We start from the raw sequence: 23,085 nt of genomic DNA on the forward strand, positions 1-23,085 counted from the left end.
AATTATGAAACTTATAAAATGGCTCAATCTCTTCACGTTGGGATGCACACTGTTTATAAGCATGGCATCCTGCGATGACGATGATAATAACTCCGGTGAACTGAAATTGGGCACACCCACTGTGACCGATATTGCAGTTCCCACGGCAACGGTTCTCTCGGAAGTAACAGCTTGCCGGGAAGATATTGACATGGGTAGAACACGGATAATGTCTTACGGTTTTTGTTATGGTACAACCGGCACTCCCACCATCCATGACGCTACTGTGAAAACAACTCCCGACAACGGAAAGATGACAGCAAGCTTAACAAGTTTGAAAGGTAATACAGAATATCATGTACGTGCCTTTGCCACCCTCTATCCAAATGGTATCATCTATTCCGATGACGTTTCATTTACAACCAATGCCCAAAGTACAATCTCCGAATTGAACGATTACGTTCCTCCGACTTATGCAGATAACTATACAGACATAGCCGACTGGAACCAACGCAATAAATGGAATTTGGCCAACGTACATGACCCCGGCATTGTTTTAGCTGAAGATGGTTATTACTATATGTATCAGACAGATGCTTCCTACGGCAACACGCACATTGCGGGCGGACACTTTCACGGACGGCGTTCCAAAGATCTTGTGAACTGGGAATATTTAGGAGGAACCATGAAGTCATTGCCGGCATGGATTATACCCCAACTAAATGAAATACGCAAAGCCATGGGATTGGTAGAAACCACTCCCGCCGAGAAAGACTTCGGTTACTGGGCACCCTGCGTACGTAAAGTGAAAGACGGGCTCTATCGTATGTACTACTCTATCGTGGTTCCCGGATATATCAATGGAACCGGAAGCTGGGGTGAACGCGCTTTCATCGGCCTGATGGAAAACAACAATCCGGCAAACAACGACGGTTGGGAAGATAAGGGCTACGTCATCACCAATGCTTCGGATAAAGGATTGGACTATATGGTAAAACCAGATGACTGGGCTAACTGCTACTTCAAATGGAACGCCATCGACCCCTCTTACATTATAGATAAAGATGGTAAACATTACTTGATTTACGGCTCTTGGCATAGTGGCATCGCTTCCATAGAAATAGATGCCAACACCGGAAAACCGGCAACGGTACTGCCCAAACCGTGGGGAACAGCGAATGAAATTGCACCTTACGGAAAACTGCTGGCAACCCGCCGGATGGGAAACCGTTGGCAAGGCTCGGAAGGGGCGGAGATAATCTATAATGCCCAAACCGGATATTACTATTTGTTTGTGGCTTACGATGCTTTGGATGTACCTTACAACACACGTGTATGTCGTTCGAAAGACATCAACGGCCCCTACATCGGCATTGATGGCACAGACCTCACCAACAACGGAGGAGACATGCTCCCCGTGGTTACGCATCCTTATAAATTCAGCAATAGCGAGGGATGGGTAGGTATTGCACATTGCGCCATCTTCGATGATGGCAAAGGTAATTGGTTTTATGCATCACAAGGCCGATTTCCCAAAGATGTACCCAACATCAATGCAAGTAATGCCATCATGATGGGGCATATCCGCTCCATCCGCTGGACAAAAGACGGATGGCCGGTGGTGATGCCCGAGCGCTACGGAGCGGTGCCACAAGTACCCATCACAGAAAAAGAGCTGGTGGGAAACTGGGAGCACATAGACCTCTCCTACTCTTATGGAAAACAAAAGACATCTGACAACATGACACTCTCTGCCGATCACAAAGTGACGGATGGAAGTTGGAAAGGCGCCACTTGGACGTATGATGCCGTCAACGAACGAATCAGTTTCAGCAATGGAGTGGAAGTATGTCTGCAACGCGAAGTAGACTGGGAAGCCAATCCAAGAACACATACAATTGTATATGCCGGATATGGCAGCAGTAAAACATACTGGGGCAAGAAGTCCCGCTAAGCATATTTTCCTATAGATGTCTTATTAGCTTCCTTACATCTCCCTTTTGAGGCTGTTTTTCTATCTTTGCCACATGGTGTGCCATGTCCTCCACCCAAATAGAAAAACAGCCTCAAATATAAATCAAAAGGAAGTTGCACAAACATAAGCCCGCACTTGAGAGAATGCAATCTCACACTCCAGGAAAGATAAGCCCATACTTTAAGGAAGATTCTTCAAGAGGGAATATAAACAGTAATACGAACTTTCCAAGCAACCTTATACTTTCAGCGTCAATAGATAAAACGTCCAGTCTTTCTGCAAAAAGATAGTTTTTAACAAGAAAAAACAGCTTTTATGTTGTATAACATGTGATGGTGTATATTGAACACCGGAACAAAGTGTTACTTTTACACCCCAAGAGAAGACAGATAACTTATTTACACCAAAACATTAAGTCATGAACAAACAAATCTTACTTACGGGAATAGCCGCTTTAATGCTGGCGTCCTGCAACCAGAAACCGGAGACCAGGCTAACCTTATCCGGCCTTAACCCCGCGGCTTTTAAAACGACCGTAAACAACGCCCAAACAGACCTTTACACTTTGAGAAACAAGGCCGGCATGGAAGTTTGCATCACCAACTTCGGAGGACGCATCGTTTCCATCATGGTGCCCGATAAGAACGGAACCATGCAAGATGTAGTATTGGGGTTCGACAGCATTGCCGACTACATCAACATTCCCAGCGATTTCGGCGCTTCCATCGGCCGCTATGCCAACCGCATCAATCAAGGTAAAATAGTGTTGGACGGCGACACCATCCAATTGCCGCAAAACAACTTCGGGCACTGCCTGCACGGTGGACCACAAGGCTGGCAATATCAAGTTTTCGAAGCTAAACAGATGGATGAAACCACATTGGAACTGACACGTTTCTCTCCGGATGGTGATGAGAACTTCCCGGGAAACGTTACGGCAAAAGTTCTTTTCAAGCTGACCGAAGAGAATGCCATCGACATCAAATATAGCGCTACCACGGATAAGAAAACGGTCATCAACATGACTAATCACTCTTACTTCAACTTATCCGGTAATCCGGCACAAGCCGCCACCGACCATATCCTGTATGTCAATGCCGACACTTATACACCGGTGGATAATACTTTCATGACCACCGGAGAAATTGCCCCGGTAAAAGATACGCCTATGGACTTTTCCACTCCCAAGGCCGTGGGGCAAGATATAGCCAACTTCGACTTCGACCAATTGAAAAACGGAAATGGATATGACCATAACTGGATACTGAATACACAAGGCGACCTCACCCACATGGCAGCCAAACTTACTTCTCCCGTAAGCGGCATCACATTGGAAGTTTATACCAATGAACCGGGAATTCAAGTTTACACCGGCAATTTCCTTGATGGAACAGTGAAAGGGAAAAAAGGAATCATCTACAACCAACGCGCTTCCGTATGCCTCGAAACACAACACTATCCGGACAGTCCTAACAAACCCGAATGGCCTTCGGCTATTTTGGAACCGGGACAGACCTACAACAGTGAATGTATCTTTAAATTTTCAGTAGAGAAATAAAACAACAACATTAAATCATAGTAGTATGGAAGTATTAGATTGGATAGTCATTGGAATTTTCTTCCTGGCTTTAATCGGAATTATCGTCTGGGTGGTCAGACAAAAACAAAATGACTCGGCAGACTATTTCTTGGGGGGCGTGACGCCACATGGATTGCGATAGGAGCATCTATCTTCGCCTCCAACATTGGTTCCGAACATTTGATAGGTTTGGCCGGTGCCGGCGCATCAAGTGGTATGGCAATGGCGCATTGGGAAATACAAGGCTGGATGATTCTTCTTCTCGGCTGGGTGTTCGTACCTTTCTACTCACGAAGCATGGTCTATACAATGCCCGAGTTCCTGGAGCGCCGTTACAATCCTCAGTCACGCACCATCTTGTCCGTCATCTCATTGATTAGTTATGTACTGACAAAGGTGGCAGTTACTGTATATGCGGGCGGACTGGTATTTCAGCAAGTGTTCGGAATTGACACCCTTTGGGGTATCGACTTCTTTTGGATTGCCGCCATCGGATTGGTGGTATTGACCGCTCTATACACCATCTTCGGCGGTATGAAGTCCGTGCTTTATACCTCGGTACTTCAAACACCTATTCTGTTATTAGGTTCACTGATTATTCTTGTACTCGGTTTTAAAGAGTTAGGAGGATGGGAGGAGATGATGAGCATTTGCGGTGCCGTCACAGTGAACGAATATGGAAATACAATGACCGAACTTATCCGCAACAATAACGACCCCAACTTCCCTTGGCTGGGTGCATTGGTAGGCTCTGCCATCATTGGTTTCTGGTATTGGTGTACAGACCAGTTTATCGTACAGCGTGTACTTTCCGGAAAAAATGAGAGAGAAGCGCGCCGCGGTACTATCTTTGGCGCTTACCTGAAATTGCTGCCGGTGTTCTTGTTCCTGATTCCAGGCATGATTGCCTTTGCCTTACATCAGAAATACATCGGCACCGGTGAAACAGGTTTCCTACCCTTATTAGCTAACGGAAACGCCAACGCAGATGCCGCCTTCCCGACATTGGTGGCAAAACTACTTCCGGCAGGAGTCAAAGGTCTGGTGGTCTGTGGCATTCTTGCTGCATTGATGAGTTCGCTCGCATCCTTATTCAACTCTTCAGCCATGCTCTTCACCATCGACTTCTACAAACGCTTCAAGCCGGATACATCTGAAAAGAGATTGGTAACTATCGGTCAGATGGCCACCGTCGTAATAGTGGTACTGGGTATTCTTTGGATTCCCATCATGCGCAGTGTAGGCGATGTACTTTATACTTATCTGCAAGATGTACAGTCGGTATTGGCACCCGGCATTGCAGCCGCATTCCTGCTTGGCATCTGTTGGAAACGGACATCTGCCAAAGGCGGTATGTGTGGACTGATTTCCGGTATGGTGATAGGTCTCACCCGCTTGGGAGCCAAGGTATATTACAGCAACGCCGGTGAGGCTACCGACAGCTTGTTCAAATATTTGTTCTACGACCTTAACTGGTTGTTCTTCTGCGGTTGGATGTTCTTATTCTGCATCATCGTTGTAATCCTTGTCAGCTTGATGACAGAAGCACCCAATGCAGAAAAAATACAAGGACTGGTATTCGGCACTTCCACTCCGGCACAACGAGAAACCACACGGGCAAGCTGGAACAAGTGGGATATCATTCACACTGTCATCATTTTAAGTATTACAGCTGTTTTCTACTGGTATTTCTGGTAACAGAAACATAGCGATAAAGATTATTAATCAACAAGCAAAATAATATGAGTAATTATTATGATTTAAATCCAAAGTTCCATGTAGGGATAGATTGCATTATCTTCGGTTTTTACAAATGGGAACTTCATTTGCTCTTATTAAAACGAAACTTCAAACCGGCAATGGGAGAATGGTCGTTGATGGGCGGTTTTGTACAAGAAAATGAAAGTGTGGACGATGCAGCCAAACGAGTTCTGTGTGAACTCACAGGATTGAAAGACGTCTATATGGAACAAGTAGGTACCTATGGTGCTGTAGACCGCGACCCGGGCGATCGGGTCATTTCCGTTGCCTACTATGCATTAATCAACATCAATGAGTATGACAAAGACCTGGTGCAGCAGCATAACGCCTTTTGGGTTGACATCAACCACTTACCCCCGCTTATTTTCGATCATCCTCTGATGGTGGAAAACGCCCGGTCACTGATACAACAAAAAGTATCGTCCGAGCCTATCGGGTTCAACTTGTTGCCCAAGCTGTTCACCTTGACACAACTACAGCTCTTGTATCAAGCCATCTACGGTGAAGAGCTCGACAAACGTAATTTCCGCAAACGCATAGCCGAAATGAACTTTGTGGAGAAAACAGATAAAATAGATAAAACCACTTCCAAACGAGGTGCGGCATTGTATCAATTCAATGAGAAAGTATACCGCAAATCTCCGAAGTTTAAATTATAAATCAAAAATCTTCTGATTATGCTGGAAACACTGAAAGAAGAAGTTTTTCATGCCAACCTTGAGTTGGTGAAGCACGGTCTGGTCATCTTCACTTGGGGAAACGTATCGGCCATTGACCGCACAAGCGGACTGGTGGTCATCAAACCCAGTGGAGTGAGCTACGATGAGATGAAAGCGAAAGATATGGTCGTTGTAGACCTTGATGGCAAAGTAGTGGAGGGAAAGCTGAAACCTTCTTCCGATACCCCTACTCATGTGGTACTCTATAAAGCGTTTCCCGAGATAGGAGGAATAGTTCACACACACTCCACCTACGCCACCGCTTGGGCGCAAGCGGGGTTGGACATTCCAAACATCGGAACGACCCATGCCGATTACTTCCATGATGCCATCCCCTGCACTGCCGATATGACTGAAGCTGAAGTAAAAGGAGCATATGAGCTGGAAACAGGCAATGTCATAGTAAAGCGTTTTAAAGGACTGAATCCGATACACACGCCGGGAGTTCTCGTAAAGAACCATGGCCCTTTCTCTTGGGGAAAGGATGCGCACGATGCCGTACATAATGCCGTGGTGATGGAGCAAGTGGCCAAAATGGCGAGCATAGCCTATGCAGTGAATCCTAAGCTGACCATGAACCCGCTGCTGGTGGAAAAGCACTTCAGCCGCAAGCACGGGCCGAACGCTTATTACGGACAGAAATAACAACTATTCAATTATTAAACCATTAAAAAGGAATTTGTATGAACAACTTATTTAATCAATACGAAGTATGGTTCGTCACCGGAGCACAGCTCCTATATGGAGGCGACGCAGTTGTAGCGGTAGATGCACATAGCAATGAAATGGTAAAAGGCCTGAATGAATCAGGCAAACTTCCCGTTAAAGTAGTATATAAAGGAACAGCCAACTCCTCAAAAGAGGTGGAATCAGTATTCAAAGCGGCCAACAACGATGAGAAATGTATAGGTGTCATCACTTGGATGCACACATTCTCACCTGCCAAAATGTGGATTCATGGTCTGCAGCAGTTGAAAAAGCCGTTGCTGCACCTGCACACCCAATACAACAAGGAAATCCCCTGGGACACCATGAACATGGACTTCATGAACCTGAACCAGAGCGCACATGGCGACCGCGAATTCGGACACATCTGCACTCGTATGCGCATTCGTCGCAAAGTGGTAGTGGGTTACTGGAAAGATGAACAAACACTGCACAAAATTGCCGTATGGATGCGTGTCTGTGCCGGATGGGCCGATGCTCAAGACATGCTGATTATACGCTTCGGCGACCAGATGAACAATGTGGCCGTGACCGATGGCGACAAGGTGGAAGCCGAGCAGCGCATGGGCTACCATGTGGATTACTGTCCCGTAAGCGAACTGATGTTCTATCAGAAGCAAGTGAAAGATGAAGAAGTAGAGGCGATGGTAGCCACATACTTCAAAGAATACGACCACGATGCCGAATTGGAAGATAAAGCATCAGAAGCTTACCGCAAGATATGGAATGCCGCCAAAGCCGAAGTCGCCTTGCGTGCCATCTTGAAAGCCAAAGGAGCCAAAGGCTTTACTACCAACTTCGATGACCTGGGCGATGTGGATGTTGACAAGACCGGTAACGGATTTGACCAGATTCCCGGATTGGCTTCGCAACGTTTGATGGCCGAAGGCTACGGCTTCGGTGCAGAAGGTGACTGGAAATCGGCCGCTCTCTATCGCACGGTATGGGTGATGAGTCAGGGACTGCCCAACGGATGCTCTTTCTTGGAAGACTACACACTGAACTTTGACGGTGAAAACAGTTCCATTCTTCAGTCGCACATGCTGGAGATCTGTCCGCTTATTGCCAATAGCAAACCCCGTTTGGAAGTACATTTCCTCGGCATCGGCATACGCAAAAGCCGGACGGCGCGCCTTGTCTTCACCAGCAAAGCAAAGAAAGGCTGCACGGCCACCATTGTCGACCTGGGTAATCGTTTCCGTCTCATCGTGAACGATGTGGAATGCATCGAGTCGAAGCCCTTACCCAAACTGCCCGTTGCCAGTGCACTTTGGATTCCGCAACCCAACTTCGAAGTGGGTGCAGGCGCATGGATTTTGGCAGGTGGTACGCACCACTCTTGTTTCTCCTACGACCTCACAGCCGAATATTGGGAAGACTATGCCGAAATCTCCGGCATCGAAATGCTACATATCAACAAAGACACCACCATCAACGAGTTCAAGAAAGAACTGCGCATGAATGAGGTGTACTACATGCTCAACAAGGCTCTTTGCTAATTATCCAATCAGCCTCATAAATAAAACAGGAAGTGCCGGTGGCGATGAACCACCGGACACTTTCAATTCCATGGATTTATAATAATTGTTGTATCTTAACATATTTGGTTCCAATGAAAACAGATGCAAAAACAACCATCGAAACAGGCAAAGCCATTCTTGGCATCGAATTCGGCTCAACACGCATAAAAGCTGTTCTAATCGACCAAGAAAACAAGCCCATTGCACAAGGAAGCCACACTTGGGAAAATCAGTTGACCGACGGACTTTGGACTTACAGCGTAGAAGCCATCTGGCATGGACTGCAAGATTGCTACGCCGACCTTCGCTCGAATGTAAAAAAATTATATGCCACAGAAATAGAGTCTCTGGCCGCCATAGGTGTCAGTGCCATGATGCACGGCTATATGGCATTTAATAAGAAAGAAGAGATTCTCGTTCCTTTCCGCACTTGGAGAAATACCAATACAGCCCGGGCGGCAGCGGATCTATCAGAACTATTCGTATATAATATTCCCTTGAGATGGAGCATTTCCCATTTATATCAGGCAATACTCGATAATGAGGAACATGTGAAGGAGATTGATTTTCTGACGACTCTTGCCGGTTTTATCCATTGGCAGATAACGGGACAAAAGGTACTGGGCATAGGCGATGCTTCCGGTATGCTCCCTATAGATTCCACCACCAAGAATTATTCGGCCGAGATGGTGGATAAATTCAATCGCCTGATTGAACCCAAAGGATATGACTGGAAATTATCGGACATTCTGCCTAAAGTATTGCTTGCCGGCGAAAATGCAGGCTTCCTCACAACAGAAGGAGCTGCGAGGTTGGATGTATCGGGACACCTGAAAGCAGGAATACCGGTTTGCCCTCCCGAAGGGGATGCAGGCACCGGCATGGTTGCTACCAATGCCGTGAAGCAACGTACCGGAAACGTATCGGCCGGAACATCTTCTTTCTCGATGATTGTTTTAGAGAAAGAATTATCAAAACCATACGAAATGATTGATATGGTTACTACTCCGGATGGAAGCCTTGTAGCCATGGTACACTGCAACAATTGCACCTCCGACCTCAATGCGTGGATCAACTTATTCAAAGAATATCAGGATTTGATGGGTATTCCCGTAGATATGAACCTCATATATGAAAAGCTCTATAACCATGCACTGGAAGGTGATGCAGACTGCGGAGGCCTCATATCCTATAATTATATCTCCGGCGAACCTATAACCGGGCTTGCAGAAGGAAGACCATTATTTATACGTTCGGCAAACGATAAGTTCAGTCTTGCCAACTTCATGAGAGCACATCTGCATGCTGCAGTCGGAGTACTCAAAATCGGCAATGACATCCTTTTCAAAGAAGAGAAAGTTGAGGTTGACAGAATCACGGGGCATGGAGGACTGTTCAAGACGAAAGGTGTAGGCCAAAGAATACTTGCAGCAGCCATCAATTCACCAATCTCTGTGATGGAGACGGCCGGTGAAGGAGGCGCTTGGGGCATTGCTTTGCTTGGTTCGTTCCTTGTCAACAATGAGAAGAAGCAATCTCTTGCCGACTTCTTGGATGAAAAAGTCTTCGTTGGCGACGCCGGCATTGAAATATCACCGACAGCCGAAGATGTGGCGGGCTTCAACACATACATCGAAAACTACAAGTTCGGATTACCTATCGAAGAAGCGGCTGTCACGTATAAGAAATAAGAATATTCACAACCAATAAAAAATTCTCATGAGAAACAAACTTATTATCAGCGGTCTTATGCTTGCCGCTTCGCTTACCGCATCAGCACAAGAAAGTGCCACTCTTACCTTGCAAGCCGATAAAGGGGAACAAATCATTCCAAAGGAAATCTACGGACAGTTTGCCGAACATTTGGGCACCTGCATCTACGGCGGACTTTGGGTGGGTGAGGCTTCTGACATTCCAAACATCAACGGTTATCGCACCGATGTACTCAATGCGCTGAAAGAGCTGAAGGTGCCCGTTCTTCGTTGGCCGGGCGGCTGTTTCGCCGATGAGTATCACTGGATGGACGGCATCGGTCCGAAAGAAAATCGTCCCAAAATGGTGAACAACAACTGGGGAGGAACGATTGAAGACAACAGCTTCGGTACGCACGAGTTCCTCAACCTCTGCGAAATATTGGGCTGCGAACCCTACATCAGCGGCAACGTAGGTAGCGGAACCGTGGAAGAACTTGCCAAATGGGTGGAATACATGACCTCGGAAGGCGACTCTCCGATGGCGCGTCTGCGCCGGCAAAACGGACGCGACAAAGCATGGAAGGTGAAGTATCTTGGCGTAGGTAACGAAAGCTGGGGTTGCGGCGGAAGCATGCGCCCCGAATACTATGCCGATCTTTATCGCCGCTACGCCACCTATTGCCGCAACTACGACAGCACCCGCCTCTTCAAGATAGCCAGCGGTGCCAGCGACTACGACTACAACTGGACCAAGGTGTTGATGGATCGCGTAGGCAGAGGGATGCATGGACTTTCTCTGCATTATTACACCGTCACCGGATGGAGCGGAAGCAAGGGGGCTGCCACTCAATTCAACAAGGATGATTACTATTGGACGCTCGGTAAGTGCCGTGAAATAGAAGATGTTCTGAAAAAGCACATCGCCATCATGGACGAATATGACAAACAGAAGCATGTTGCGCTGCTTCTTGATGAATGGGGTACCTGGTGGGACGAAGAACCCGGCACCGTACGCGGGCACCTCTACCAACAGAACACCTTGCGCGACGCTTTTGTGGCTTCTCTCAGCTTCGATATCTTCCATAAATATACCGACCGCCTGAAGATGGCGAACATTGCCCAGATAGTGAACGTACTTCAATCCATGATTCTGACCAAAGGCAAGGAAATGGTACTTACCCCAACTTACCATGTATTCAAAATGTACAACGTGCATCAAGACGCCACTTATATCCCTCTTGACGGAAGTTGCAAGATTATGAACCTGGAAGGTAAACGCAACCAAAACCGCAAGTTGCCTATGTTGAGCGCCACTGCTTCACGAGACAAGAATGGCAAGATACACATCTCCATGTCCAACATTGATGCCGACCAGGCTCAGGAAGTAACCATCAACCTGTCGGGTACAACTGCTAAAAAAGCGGTCGGAGAAATTCTGACAGCTCCCAACCTGACGGATTACAATTCTTTCGAGAAGCCCGATAACGTAAAGCCAGCCCCGTTCAAAGAGGTAAAAGTCAATAAAGGCGTACTCAAAATAAAACTGCCTGCCAAGTCTATTGTCACCCTCGAATTGCAATAAAGCACAACCGGGTTGCAATAAGGCAAGCCTGTTTAATGTGTTTTTGACATGAGGCAAACAAGGAGGTCTTCAAAAAAGGCCTCCTGACAATGTTGCCAATTGCACATAAAGAGTTATCTTTGCCCTTATTAAAATCCAGTAAGCTAAGAGCTGTCTGTTTCCGACATTCAAAAAAACTAATTATAAACGATATGAACGACAAAAAACTGATGAACCGTGCAGCGGATAACATCCGCATCCTTGCCGCCTCTATGGTTGAAAAGGCCAACTCCGGACACCCCGGTGGCGCCATGGGCGGTGCCGACTTTGTGAACGTACTGTTCTCCGAATTCTTGGTATACGACCCCGAAAATCCTGCTTGGGAAGGTCGCGACCGTTTCTTTCTCGACCCGGGACATATGTCGCCGATGCTCTATTCCCAATTGGCGTTGACCGGGAAGTTCACGTTGGACGAACTGAAAGAGTTTCGCCAATGGGAAAGTCCCACGCCGGGACATCCCGAACGCGATATCATGCGCGGCATCGAGAACACTTCCGGCCCGCTGGGACAAGGCCACACCTATGCCGTAGGTGCAGCCATTGCAGCCAAATTCCTGCAAGCCCGCTTCGAGGAAGTGATGCCGCAAACCATCTACGCATATATTTCGGATGGAGGCATACAAGAAGAGATTTCCCAAGGTGCGGGACGCATTGCCGGCACGCTGGGACTGGACAACCTCATCATGTTCTATGACTCCAACGATATACAGCTATCCACCGAAACAAAAGATGTTACCATCGAAGATACGGCCAAGAAATACGCAGCTTGGGGCTGGAAAGTCATCACGATTAACGGTAACGACCCCGACGCCATCCGTGGCGCACTGAAAGAAGCAAAGGCCGAAAACGAACGACCCACACTGATCATCGGTCAGACCGTGATGGGCAAAGGCGCCCGTAAGGCCGACGGTAGCAGCTACGAAGCCAACTGTGCCACTCATGGCGCTCCTTTGGGCGGTGACGCTTACGTCAACACCATCAAGAATTTGGGCGGTGATCCCACCAATCCGTTCGTCATCTTCCCCGAAGTGGCCGAACTATACGCCAAACGCACTGCCGAACTGAAGAAAATCATGACCGAGAAATATGCAGCCAGAGCCGCTTGGGCCAAGGCCAACCCGGAAAAAGCCGCCAAACTGGAACAGTTCTTCTCCGGCAAAACCCCTGAAGTCAATTGGGCTGCCATCGAGCAGAAAGCCGGCTCGGCCACACGCGCCGCATCGGCCACCGTGCTGGGTGCTCTTGCCACTCAGGTGGAGAACATGATTGTAGCATCCGCCGACCTCTCCAACTCCGATAAGACCGACGGTTTCCTGAAAAAGACCCACGCCTTCAAGAAAGGAGATTTCAGCGGCGCATTCTTCCAAGCCGGTGTGGCAGAGTTGACCATGGCATGTTGCTGCATCGGTATGGCATTGCACGGTGGTGTTATTCCGGCATGCGGTACATTCTTCGTATTCTCCGACTACATGAAACCTGCCGTACGTATGGCGGCTCTCATGGAAGTTCCCGTTAAGTTTATCTGGACACACGACGCATTCCGTGTAGGTGAAGATGGACCTACGCATGAACCGGTGGAACAAGAAGCTCAAATCCGCCTGATGGAGAAACTGAAGAACCACAAGGGACAAAACTCCATGTTGGTACTCCGTCCCGCAGATGCCGAAGAAACCACTGTAGCATGGAAACTGGCCATGGAGAACACCACCACTCCTACCGGACTTATCTTCTCTCGCCAGAACATTGCCAACCTGCCCGCCGGAAACGACTACGAACAAGCAGCCAAAGGCGCCTACATCGTGGCGGGCTCGGATGCCAATCCCGATGTAATCCTTGTGGCCTCGGGGTCGGAAGTATCCACTTTGGTGGCAGGAACCGAATTGCTCCGTAAAGACGGCATCAAAGTACGTATCGTGTCCGCCCCGTCCGAAGGTCTGTTTCATAGCCAGTCCCCGGGTTATCAGGAAAGCGTCATCTCACACAAAGCAAAAGTGTTCGGCCTGACTGCCGGATTGCCCGTAACGCTGCAAGGGCTGGTCGGCCTTCATGGCAAAGTATGGGGCTTGGAATCGTTCGGCTTCTCGGCTCCCTATAAAGTGTTGGACGAGAAACTCGGATTCACGGCCGAGAACGTTTATAAACAAGTGAAGGATCTGCTGCGATGAAGACAATAGGAATCTGCTGCGACCACGCAGGCTATGAACTGAAGCAGTACGTCAAGCAATGGTTAGAGGCCAAAGGTTGGGAGTACAAGGACTTCGGGACTTACTCTCCCGAAAGCGTTGATTATCCCGACTTCGCCCATCCGCTGGCATTGGCCGTCGAAGCCGGAGAATGCTATCCCGGCATTGCCATCTGCGGCAGCGGAAACGGCATCTGTATGACGCTGAACAAGCACCAAGGCATTCGTGCCGCTTTGTGCTGGCAGTCGGAAATCTCCGCTCTGGCACGTCAGCACAACGATGCCAACATTCTGGTCATGCCCGGCCGTTTCGTCACCAACAAAGAGGCGGAAGAAATCATGACCCGGTTCTTCACCACCCCGTTCGAGGGTGGACGCCATCAGCGGCGAATCGAGAAGATACCTGCCGAATGAAAGTACACATAAGAAGCTGCCAATAAAAAGGCCCACTTCAAAGCAGCTTCCAATCTTAGCATATCGAGGACTTGCAAATGTTTTCCATAATGTTTTGCAAGTCCTCGTCGTTACTCATGGTCACTTACCGTTATCGTTTTGTCTTTTCATTTCCCGGCATATATTTGTGCCACCGCACACTGCGAAACGTGCGGTTACATCTGTTCTTGCTTTTAAGTTTTAAACTGTAAGCATTTTGAGATACTCCTTTGTTTCGATGGTACTTTTTAAAGGTGACTCAAAGTTTGTTTTTGGAGGATTTATTTGTAACCTTGTCATTTGTTTCATTGAGGCCTGCCAATTTACAGTTCACACCGTACATCCTCCGCATCAGCTCCGTATCAACTCCGTATCAACTCCGTATATCCTCCGCTTCTATAGATACGGAGTTGATACGGAGAGGACACGGCTTTGATAAGGCCGAGGTATCAACAAGGGATTGAGCGCCTGTTTAAATGTTTGCCCGCAACATCGGCATCATCCGAGCCAAAGCTGTTACGGCTCTCACTTGTGTGGTATATACAACATATTCAGATATGTGCAAATCAACAAATACCGGCCGCAACTTATCGCCTCTTTGGGATAACTGTGTCACAACGTCAATAAATAAACTCAAATAAGTGGGTAAACGAACACTATAGCAATCCGGATCATACAGACATCCAAATCTGTTTGAAGTATCAGCCAGTTTGCAAAACAGATTGTTAACACCACAAAGATATCGACCTTACAACAAACTGTATATATAAGATTCTTTGCGGAGAATTATGTCATAAAGTGAGGAAAACATTACCGAAATTCATGCAAATGATGTATATTTGCAACGAAGAAGGCTACTTTCTCCTTACTCATTAGAGCCCATTTATTAGAGAGCTTAGTACACTCTAAAGATACAAATTATAATTGAACTTCGAGTCCGGAACAAGGCTAAAGTGAGGGGAGCGGTCTTCTTTTTTTATTATACAGGCATTAAAAACGCAGATATTTATCTAAATTTGAATGCTAACGCCAAGCGTCCGCCAAGACAGCTGCAAGCCGCCTTGGCGGTGCAAATTCACATACTTTGCCCGCAATGAAAACAGACTCATGACAAAGAAAAACGGAAACATCCTGATTGTCGATGATAATCGAGGCGTACTCACCGCCTTACAACTTCTGCTGAAGCCTCATTTTGAAGAAATCACCGCCCTTTCTTCACCCGTCACCCTGCCCGGTGCGTTGCGCGAAAAGAAGTGGCAGGTGGTGTTGCTCGACATGAACTTTACTTCAGGCATCAACAGTGGCAATGAAGGTCTTTACTGGCTACACGAGATAAAAAAACAGTGCCCCGCCTTGCCGGTGGTTCTTTTCACGGCTTATGCCGACATTGACCTTGCCGTGAGGGGCATCAAAGAAGGCGCCGCCGACTTCATTGTGAAGCCTTGGGACAACCGGAAGCTGGTGGAAGCACTGCTGAATGCCGCGTCCTCCCCGGAACAGAGACCTTCGGCAAACGGCAGGCACACGGGAAGCAAGGGCACCGCACCGGCCGACAGCCCCGGCATGTATTGGGGCAACAGTGGCGCCATGCAGCAACTGCGCCGGATGGTGCAGAAAGTAGCTTCTACCGACGCCAACATTCTCATCACCGGCGAAAACGGCACCGGCAAAGAGATGCTGGCCCGCGAGATACACCGCCTCTCGACACGCAGCGACCAAGAGATGGTAAGCGTGGATATGGGTGCAATCACCGAAAGCCTTTTCGAGAGCGAACTATTCGGCCATGTGAAAGGCTCTTTCACCGATGCCCATACTGACCGTCCCGGCAAGTTCGAAGCTGCCGGACACAGCACCCTTTTCCTCGACGAGATAGGCAACCTGCCTTACCACCTGCAAGCCAAACTGTTGACGGCCATCCAGCGCCGCTGCATCGTACGCGTGGGCAGCAACATCCCCATTCCCATCGACATCCGACTGATATGCGCCACCAACCGCAACCTCTCTGCCATGGTGGCCAAGGGGGAGTTCCGGGAAGACTTGCTATATCGCATCAACACGATACACCTTGAAATCCCTTCACTGCGCGAACGTCCCGAAGACATCCTTCCGCTGGCCGATCGTTTTATCCGGCGCTTCTGCAAACAGTATGACAAACCATCCCTCAGGCTGACGGACGACGCCTGCGAAAAGCTGAGGCTACATCCTTGGTATGGCAATATCCGCGAGTTGGAGCATGTCATCGAAAAGGCTGTCATCATCTGCGACAATGAGCTTCTTCCGGCCGAAATGTTCCAGTTGACCCGGCGGATGGAGCAACCCGAAGCCGCAGCATCCACATTGGAAGAAATGGAGATGCAGATGATAAGAAAGACCCTCGGCACATGCAACGGAAATCTTTCTGCCGTGGCATCGCAGCTGGGCATCACGCGGCAGACGCTTTACAACAAAATGAAAAAGTACGGACTTTGAAAAAGAATTTGCCATACACCGCATGAAATATAGAGATCCAAGACAATATTATTCGTTTCGTGTGACCGTCAGTACATTGACGGCACTCCTTGCGGGTGCAATGTGGACGTTTGTCTTTGTTGACTCTCCGAGTCTGACAGGGCTGCACGTCCCATTGTTCGGGGCCGTTCTGGTCAGCGCGCTTCTTCCCGCAACCATCCATTGGCAGAGGAAATTGTATCGCCGTCACGTACAGAAGGTGCTTTTCATGCTCGATGCCATCGAGAACAACGACAATGCCGTTCACTTTCCTGAAAAAGAAGTACCGGCAGAGACGCAACTCGTAAACCATGCCCTGAACCGAGTGACCCGCATGCTTTATAACGTAAAAAGCGAAACCGCCCAACAGGAGAAATACCATGAACTGATTCTCGACTGTGTAAATACCGGTATCTTGGTCTTAAACGACCAAGGCGCCATCTATCAGAAGAACAGTGAAGCCCTGCGGTTGCTGGGGCTCGACATCTTTACCCACATCAGCCAGTTGAACCGCATCGATGAGCAACTGTGCTCCCGGCTTGCCAACAGCCGTCCCGGCGAAAAACAGCAAGTGACATTCCACAACGAGCGGGGAAGCGTGAACATATCCATCCGCGTCAGCGACATCAGCGTGCGCAACGAGCACCTGCGCATCCTTGCCCTCAACGACATCAACAGCGAGCTGGACGAAAAGGAAATAGATTCGTGGAGCAGGCTCACCCGTGTGCTGACACACGAAATAATGAATGCCGTGACCCCGATAACCTCACTGAGCGACACCCTTCTGGAACTGACCGAAGGGCAAGCCTCGCATGACGAGATCAGGGACGGACTGCAAACCATCAGCAGTACGGGCAAGGGTCTGCTGTCTTTTGTAGAGTCGTACCGAAAGTTCACGCGCATCCCTACCCCCGAACCCTCTTTGTTCTACCTCAAGAGCTTCATCGAACGCATGGTAGAGCTTGCCCGCCATCAGCATCCCGATGCCCGAGTGATATTTCACACCGACATCGTGCCGGACGACCTCATTCTGCATGCCGACGAGCACCTGATATCGCAAGTGGTCATCAACCTGTTGAAAAACGCCATACAAGCCATCGGGTCGGACAACGACACGGACAAAGAAGGACGCATCGACATCCGCGCCTACAGCAATGAAGTGGAGGAAATACTGATAGAGATATCGAACAACGGTCCTGCCATCCCCGATGCCATCGCCGAACATATCTTCATACCGTTTTTCACCACAAAAGAGGATGGGAACGGCATAGGTTTGAGCATTTCGCGGCAAATCATGCGGTTGTCGGGCGGCAACCTTTCATTGCTACCCGGCAAAAAGACCACTTTTTCGCTAAAGTTCAATTGAACCTTTTTCAGAAGATGTTTGTTTGACACATAGCGATTTATGTACAGATATTTATCACAACTTTAACCCCAATAATACTCCGATTATGTTATTCACGGCAGGCAACATTCTACTTGTAGGTTCCGTCCTACTCTTCGTCAGTATCATCGTAGGCAAGACCGGCTACCGTTTCGGTGTTCCCGCCTTATTGCTTTTTCTCGTCGTCGGCATGCTGTTCGGCAGCGACGGATTGGGTTTGCAGTTTCACAATGCCGAAGAAGCGCAATTCATCGGCATGGCGGCTCTCAACATCATCCTGTTCACCGGCGGTATGGACACCAAATTCTCCGACATAAAGCCGATTCTGGCCCCCGGCATCACCTTATCCACCTTGGGGGTATTGCTCACGGCCTTATTCACCGGTCTTTTTATCCGGTGGCTGTCGGGCACGGACTGGAGCAACATTCAATTTCCGCTCACCACTTCTCTTTTGCTTGCCGCCACGATGTCGTCTACCGATTCGGCTTCCGTATTTGCCATTCTGCGTTCCCAAAAGATGAACCTGAAACATAATCTGCGCCCGATGCTGGAGTTGGAAAGCGGCAGCAACGACCCCATGGCCTACATGCTCACCATCGTACTAATTCAGTTTATCACTTCGTCCGCAGTCGGAGTTCCCCAGATAATAATCTCGTTTGCCGTACAATTCATCGTGGGCGCCGCCATCGGCTACTTCCTCGGAAAGCTTGCCGTGATAATGCTGAACCGTTTGAACATAGACAACCAGGCCCTCTACCCCATCCTGCTGCTTTCTTTCGTCTTCTTTATCTTCTCCATCACCGACCTGCTGAAAGGCAACGGCTACCTGGCCGTCTACATAGCCGGCATGATGGTAGGTAACAACAAAATCATGTATCGGAAGGAAATCTATACGGTGATGGACGGCCTGACATGGCTTGTTCAAATCATCATGTTCCTTTGCCTCGGCCTGCTTGTCAACCCCCATGAGATGCTGGAAGTTGCTCCCATTGCATTGCTCATCGGCATCTTCATGATCATCATCGGCCGTCCTTTGAGCGTTTTCCTCTGCCTGCTTCCTTTCGGCAAGAAAATAACGCTGAAGTCGCGCCTGTTCCTATCGTGGGTAGGGCTACGCGGTGCGGTTCCCATCATCTTCGCCACCTATCCCGTAGTGGCCGAAGTGCCCGGCGCATCCGCCATCTTCAACATTGTATTCTTCATAACGATTGTCTCTCTGCTCGTTCAAGGCACCACCATTTCCCGAGTAGCCCGCCTGCTGGGCCTCTCCACCCCCTTGGAAAAAACCGGTAATGAGTTCGGAATAGAGCTGCCCGAAGAGATAGATTCCAACTTGCACGATATGACCATCACGCAAGAAATACTGGACAAAGCCGACACCCTGAAGGATATGAACCTGCCTAAAGGAACATTGGTGATGATCGTAAAACGAGGTGATGAGTACCTCATCCCCAACGGCACACTGAAACTGCATCTCGGCGACAAGCTTCTGCTGATTTCGGAAAAAGGAGAGAAAGAAACTTTCGCTTGATTTACGCCACAACCGAATATATTGAAACATTCAAAACAAAAGAAGCAGCATCCGGCTAAAATGTCCACTAAAAAAGGTTACAGGGCTTGCATGGCATTGCTATAAGTTCTATCTTTGCGCAGTTTTAACTAAAGTGTGCATATTGCGAATGGAACAAGAACGCGGGTTCATTGATTATATAGAACAAAGCATTATAAACAACTGGGATAACAACGCCCTGACAGACTACCAAGGAATCACGCTGCAATATAAAGACGTAGCAAGAAAAATAGCAAAATTTCATATTGTACTGGAAAGTGCCGGCATACGGCCGGGCGACAAGATTGCCGTTTGCGGACGCAACAGCGCACATTGGGCGGTGACTTTTCTGGCTACGGTTACTTACGGTGCCGTCATTGTGCCCATCCTGCACGAATTCAAGGCCGACAATATCCATAATATCGTCAACCACTCCGAAGCCAAACTGCTGTTCGTGGGAGACCAAGTATGGGAGAATCTCAACGAGGAGGCAATGCCCTTGCTTGTGGGCATCGCATTATTGACAGACTTCAACCTCACGGTTTGCCGCAGCGAACGATTAAGAGAGGCTTCCGAACATCGCAATGCCATATACGGAAGACGCTTCCCAAAAAACTTCAGACCCGAGCATGTGAATTACCGCAAAGAGCGGTCATCCGAAGAGCTGGCCGTCATCAACTACACTTCGGGCACAACGGGCTATTCCAAAGGAGTGATGCTCCCCTACCGCAGCCTTTGGTCCAACCTGGCCTATTGCCACGAGATGCTGCCTGTGCGCCCCGGAGACCGCATGGTGTCCATGTTGCCTTTAGGGCATGTCTTCGGCATGGTATATGACTTCCTGTACGGCTTCTCGGCCGGTGCGCACCTGTTTTTCCTCACCCGCATGCCGTCGCCCAAAATCATAGCCCAATCGTTCTCGGAAATCAGGCCACGCGTCATATCGTGCGTGCCGCTCATTGTGGAGAAGATTATCAAAAAGAACATTCTGCCACGTGTGGACAATAAGATAGGCAAATTGTTGCTGCACGTACCCATCATCAACGACAAGATAAAAGCTTCCGCCCGCAAAGAGGCCATGGAAATATTCGGAGGTGATTTTGACGAAATCATTGTGGGTGGCGCCCCGTTCAATGCCGATGTAGAGCGCTTCCTCAAGCAAATAGGATTCCCCTACACCATTGCATACGGCATGACGGAATGCGGCCCCATCATCAGCTCGAGCCGCTGGGACACGCTGAAGCTTGCCTCGTGCGGTAAAGCCGCCAGCCGCATGGAAGTCAGGATAGACTCTCCTGACCCTGCAAACACTGCCGGTGAAATTATTTGCAAAGGCACCAACCTGATGTTGGGCTACTACAAAAACGCCGAAGCGACTTCGCAAATCATCGACATAAACGGATGGCTGCACACGGGCGACCTTGCAACAATGGATGCCGAAGGATACATCACCGTAAGGGGGCGCAGCAAAAACATGCTTCTCACCTCCAGCGGACAGAATATCTATCCTGAAGAAATCGAAAGCAAACTGAACAACATGCCCTATGTGGCGGAATCGCTCATCGTACTTCAGAAGGAAAAGCTGGTGGCACTTATCTATCCGGACTTTGACGATGCTTTTGCGCACGACATGAAACAAGCGGACATTGAAAAGGTGATGGAAGACAACCGTCGTGAGCTGAACCTCCAACTGCCTGCCTACTGCCAGATAACAAAAGTCAAGATACACTTTGAGGAATTTGAAAAGACTGCCAAGAAAAGCATCAAGCGGTTTATGTATCAAGAAGCAGACAAACCGGTTCAACAAGAGGGGTAGAAACAGGAACATCTTCTCACGCTACGCATAGGAAGGAAAGATTTTATCTACGCAGGCTTTTGCCCGTCCGTTCAATTTCCTAACTTTGTAATCTAAATCAAAATCAGGCAACCATGAATGATAAACCGTCGGTATGTACCACCGAAATCTCGCTTGAGCAATGGAACGAGCAGGCAAGCCACTCATTGATGGGCAATTTGGGCATTCGATATACCTACGCCGATGAAACCCGCATAGAAGCCACAATGCCCGTAGACCACCGCACGCGTCAGCCTTTCGGGATGTTGCACGGAGGAGCCACCCTTGCGCTGGCCGAGACGATTGCCGGACTGGGCTCCACGATACTTTGTCAACCGGACGAGGTTGCCGCAGGGATGCAGGTCAGTGGAAATCACATCTCTTCGGCACGTGAAGGAGACACTGTGCGTGCCGTGGGAACAATCATACATAAGGGGCGTTCGTCTCACGTGTGGAATGTGGACGTCTTTACTTCAACCGGCAAGCTGGTATCTTCCGTACGGGTGGTGAACAGTATCATGAAAAAGAGATGATTGACAAAGAAACTAATAAATTGCAAGCTGTCGATGCACTTATTGAGCGTAAACAGCCGTTCGCCGTCTTCCGCCTTCCGGAAGAGACTGTTCCCCGTCTGCTGACGCAGGAGGAAGGAACAGTGCGCCTGATATACGATTTGAAGGACTTGAATGGACAGAAAGGATTTGTCATCGCTCCGTTCCATGTCAGTGAGACATGTCCGATTGTGTTAATACGCCCCGACCGGCAAGAAGCATTGCCTGACGAAGATCGGAAAGAAAGCAAGGAAAGAGTGCTGGAAATGCAAAGACAAGAAAGGTTTCAGACTTCGCCCACAGAGGAATATACAGCCTGCTTTCAGTCTTTCATCGGTGCTTTGTGGCATAGGAGGTTCGACAAATTAGTACTTTCGAGGCACTTCACTATTGAAAGTCCACCGGGCTTCTCCCCCTCATCGGCTTTTCAGGCTGCTTGCAGGCAATACGTCCATTCATACATCTATTTATGCTATACTCCACAGACCGGCATATGGTTGGGAAGCACCCCGGAAATCATTTTATCGGGCGAAAGAAATGAATGGAACACGGTTGCCCTGGCGGGTACGCAACCTCTGCAAGACGACAAATTGCCACAGACATGGGATGAGAAAAACAAGAAGGAACAGGAGTATGTCACCTCTTACATTCGTCGGCAGTTCCGTTCATTGAATATCCGGTTTACGGAAAACGGCCCTTACCCCGTCTATGCCGGCACATTGTCGCATCTGAAAACGGATTTCGGGTTTTCTTTAAAAGACAACAAAGGATTGGGCGATTTGTTGAAAGTGTTGCACCCCACGCCTGCCATATGCGGATTGCCGAAAGAAGAGGCTTATCGGTTCATTTTGGAAAACGAAGGATATGACCGCCGCTACTATTCCGGTTTCATCGGTTGGCTGAATCCCGACGGTAAGACCGATCTATATGTGAATCTACGCTGCATGCATATCGAAGACGAGCAACTGACCCTGTATGCAGGCGGCGGACTGCTGGCTTCTTCAGAATTGAACGACGAATGGATAGAGACGGAAAAGAAGATGCAAACCATGAAACGGCTCACAGTGATGCCTCTTAATTCATAAACGACTA

The 23,085-nt window shown here is 48.6% G+C and carries 14 protein-coding genes and 3 pseudogenes; all 17 read left to right on the forward strand.

Going from position 1 to position 23,085, the window contains the following annotated elements; genetic code table 11:
- Window positions 1–4: 4 nt before the first annotated feature.
- The 17 genes and pseudogenes from C4H11_RS02800 to C4H11_RS02880 all read left to right on the forward strand — a co-directional run bounded on the left by C4H11_RS02800 (window position 5) and on the right by C4H11_RS02880 (window position 23,078).
- Window positions 5–1,933 (forward strand): arabinan endo-1,5-alpha-L-arabinosidase, encoded by a 1,929-nt coding sequence (locus tag C4H11_RS02800; RefSeq protein ID WP_106040402.1) that lies wholly within the window; start codon window positions 5–7, stop codon window positions 1,931–1,933.
- A gap of 439 nt (window positions 1,934–2,372) precedes the next feature.
- On the forward strand, window positions 2,373–3,512 hold the full coding sequence (locus tag C4H11_RS02805) for an aldose epimerase family protein (protein ID WP_106040403.1): 1,140 nt from the start codon (window positions 2,373–2,375) through the stop codon (window positions 3,510–3,512).
- A 25-nt stretch (window positions 3,513–3,537) separates the two neighbouring features.
- Window positions 3,538–5,231, forward strand: a pseudogene (locus C4H11_RS02810) (sodium:solute symporter).
- Window positions 5,232–5,275: 44 nt separating this feature from the next.
- Window positions 5,276–5,953 carry an NUDIX hydrolase gene (locus C4H11_RS02815; RefSeq protein ID WP_106040404.1) on the forward strand — a complete coding sequence of 226 codons (678 nt, stop codon included), beginning with the start codon at window positions 5,276–5,278 and terminating at the stop codon, window positions 5,951–5,953.
- 18 nt (window positions 5,954–5,971) lie between these two features.
- Window positions 5,972–6,658: an L-ribulose-5-phosphate 4-epimerase gene (locus tag C4H11_RS02820; protein ID WP_106040405.1), complete on the forward strand. Its 687-nt coding sequence runs from the start codon at window positions 5,972–5,974 to the stop codon at window positions 6,656–6,658.
- Window positions 6,659–6,696: 38 nt separating this feature from the next.
- Window positions 6,697–8,238: an L-arabinose isomerase gene (gene araA, locus C4H11_RS02825; protein WP_106040406.1), complete on the forward strand. Its 1,542-nt coding sequence runs from the start codon at window positions 6,697–6,699 to the stop codon at window positions 8,236–8,238.
- 113 nt (window positions 8,239–8,351) lie between these two features.
- Complete coding sequence (locus tag C4H11_RS02830; protein WP_106040407.1) at window positions 8,352–9,950, forward strand: xylulokinase; 1,599 nt, start codon at window positions 8,352–8,354, stop codon at window positions 9,948–9,950.
- 28 nt (window positions 9,951–9,978) lie between these two features.
- A complete protein-coding gene (locus tag C4H11_RS02835) occupies window positions 9,979–11,535 on the forward strand; it encodes an alpha-N-arabinofuranosidase (RefSeq protein WP_106040408.1) in 1,557 nt (518 codons plus the stop codon).
- A 191-nt stretch (window positions 11,536–11,726) separates the two neighbouring features.
- On the forward strand, window positions 11,727–13,739 hold the full coding sequence (locus C4H11_RS02840; RefSeq protein WP_106040409.1) for a transketolase family protein: 2,013 nt from the start codon (window positions 11,727–11,729) through the stop codon (window positions 13,737–13,739).
- Entirely contained in the window at window positions 13,736–14,170 is a 435-nt protein-coding gene (gene rpiB, locus C4H11_RS02845) for a ribose 5-phosphate isomerase B (RefSeq protein WP_106040410.1), read from the forward strand. Before C4H11_RS02840 ends, rpiB begins: the two co-directional genes overlap by 4 nt.
- 497 nt (window positions 14,171–14,667) lie before the next feature.
- A pseudogene (locus tag C4H11_RS14280) lies at window positions 14,668–14,795 on the forward strand (IS5/IS1182 family transposase); the annotation flags it as partial.
- A gap of 500 nt (window positions 14,796–15,295) precedes the next feature.
- Window positions 15,296–16,657, forward strand: coding sequence for a sigma-54-dependent transcriptional regulator (locus tag C4H11_RS02855; RefSeq protein WP_106043076.1), 1,362 nt, complete (start codon window positions 15,296–15,298; stop codon window positions 16,655–16,657).
- 22 nt (window positions 16,658–16,679) lie between these two features.
- Complete coding sequence (locus tag C4H11_RS02860; RefSeq protein ID WP_106040411.1) at window positions 16,680–18,041, forward strand: sensor histidine kinase; 1,362 nt, start codon at window positions 16,680–16,682, stop codon at window positions 18,039–18,041.
- Between the two features lie 85 nt (window positions 18,042–18,126).
- Window positions 18,127–19,590 carry a potassium/proton antiporter gene (locus C4H11_RS02865; protein WP_106040412.1) on the forward strand — a complete coding sequence of 488 codons (1,464 nt, stop codon included), beginning with the start codon at window positions 18,127–18,129 and terminating at the stop codon, window positions 19,588–19,590.
- A gap of 148 nt (window positions 19,591–19,738) precedes the next feature.
- On the forward strand, window positions 19,739–21,424 hold the full coding sequence (locus tag C4H11_RS02870; RefSeq protein ID WP_106040413.1) for a long-chain fatty acid--CoA ligase: 1,686 nt from the start codon (window positions 19,739–19,741) through the stop codon (window positions 21,422–21,424).
- 140 nt (window positions 21,425–21,564) lie between these two features.
- Window positions 21,565–21,975, forward strand: a pseudogene (locus C4H11_RS02875) (PaaI family thioesterase); the annotation flags it as partial.
- On the forward strand, window positions 21,972–23,078 hold the full coding sequence (locus tag C4H11_RS02880) for an isochorismate synthase (RefSeq protein WP_106040414.1): 1,107 nt from the start codon (window positions 21,972–21,974) through the stop codon (window positions 23,076–23,078). The pseudogene C4H11_RS02875 and the gene C4H11_RS02880, both read left to right, overlap by 4 nt.
- Window positions 23,079–23,085 lie beyond the last annotated feature (7 nt).

Source organism: Bacteroides zoogleoformans (assembly GCF_002998435.1).
In the GTDB taxonomy this organism is placed as follows: Bacteria; Bacteroidota; Bacteroidia; order Bacteroidales; family Bacteroidaceae; genus Bacteroides; species Bacteroides zoogleoformans.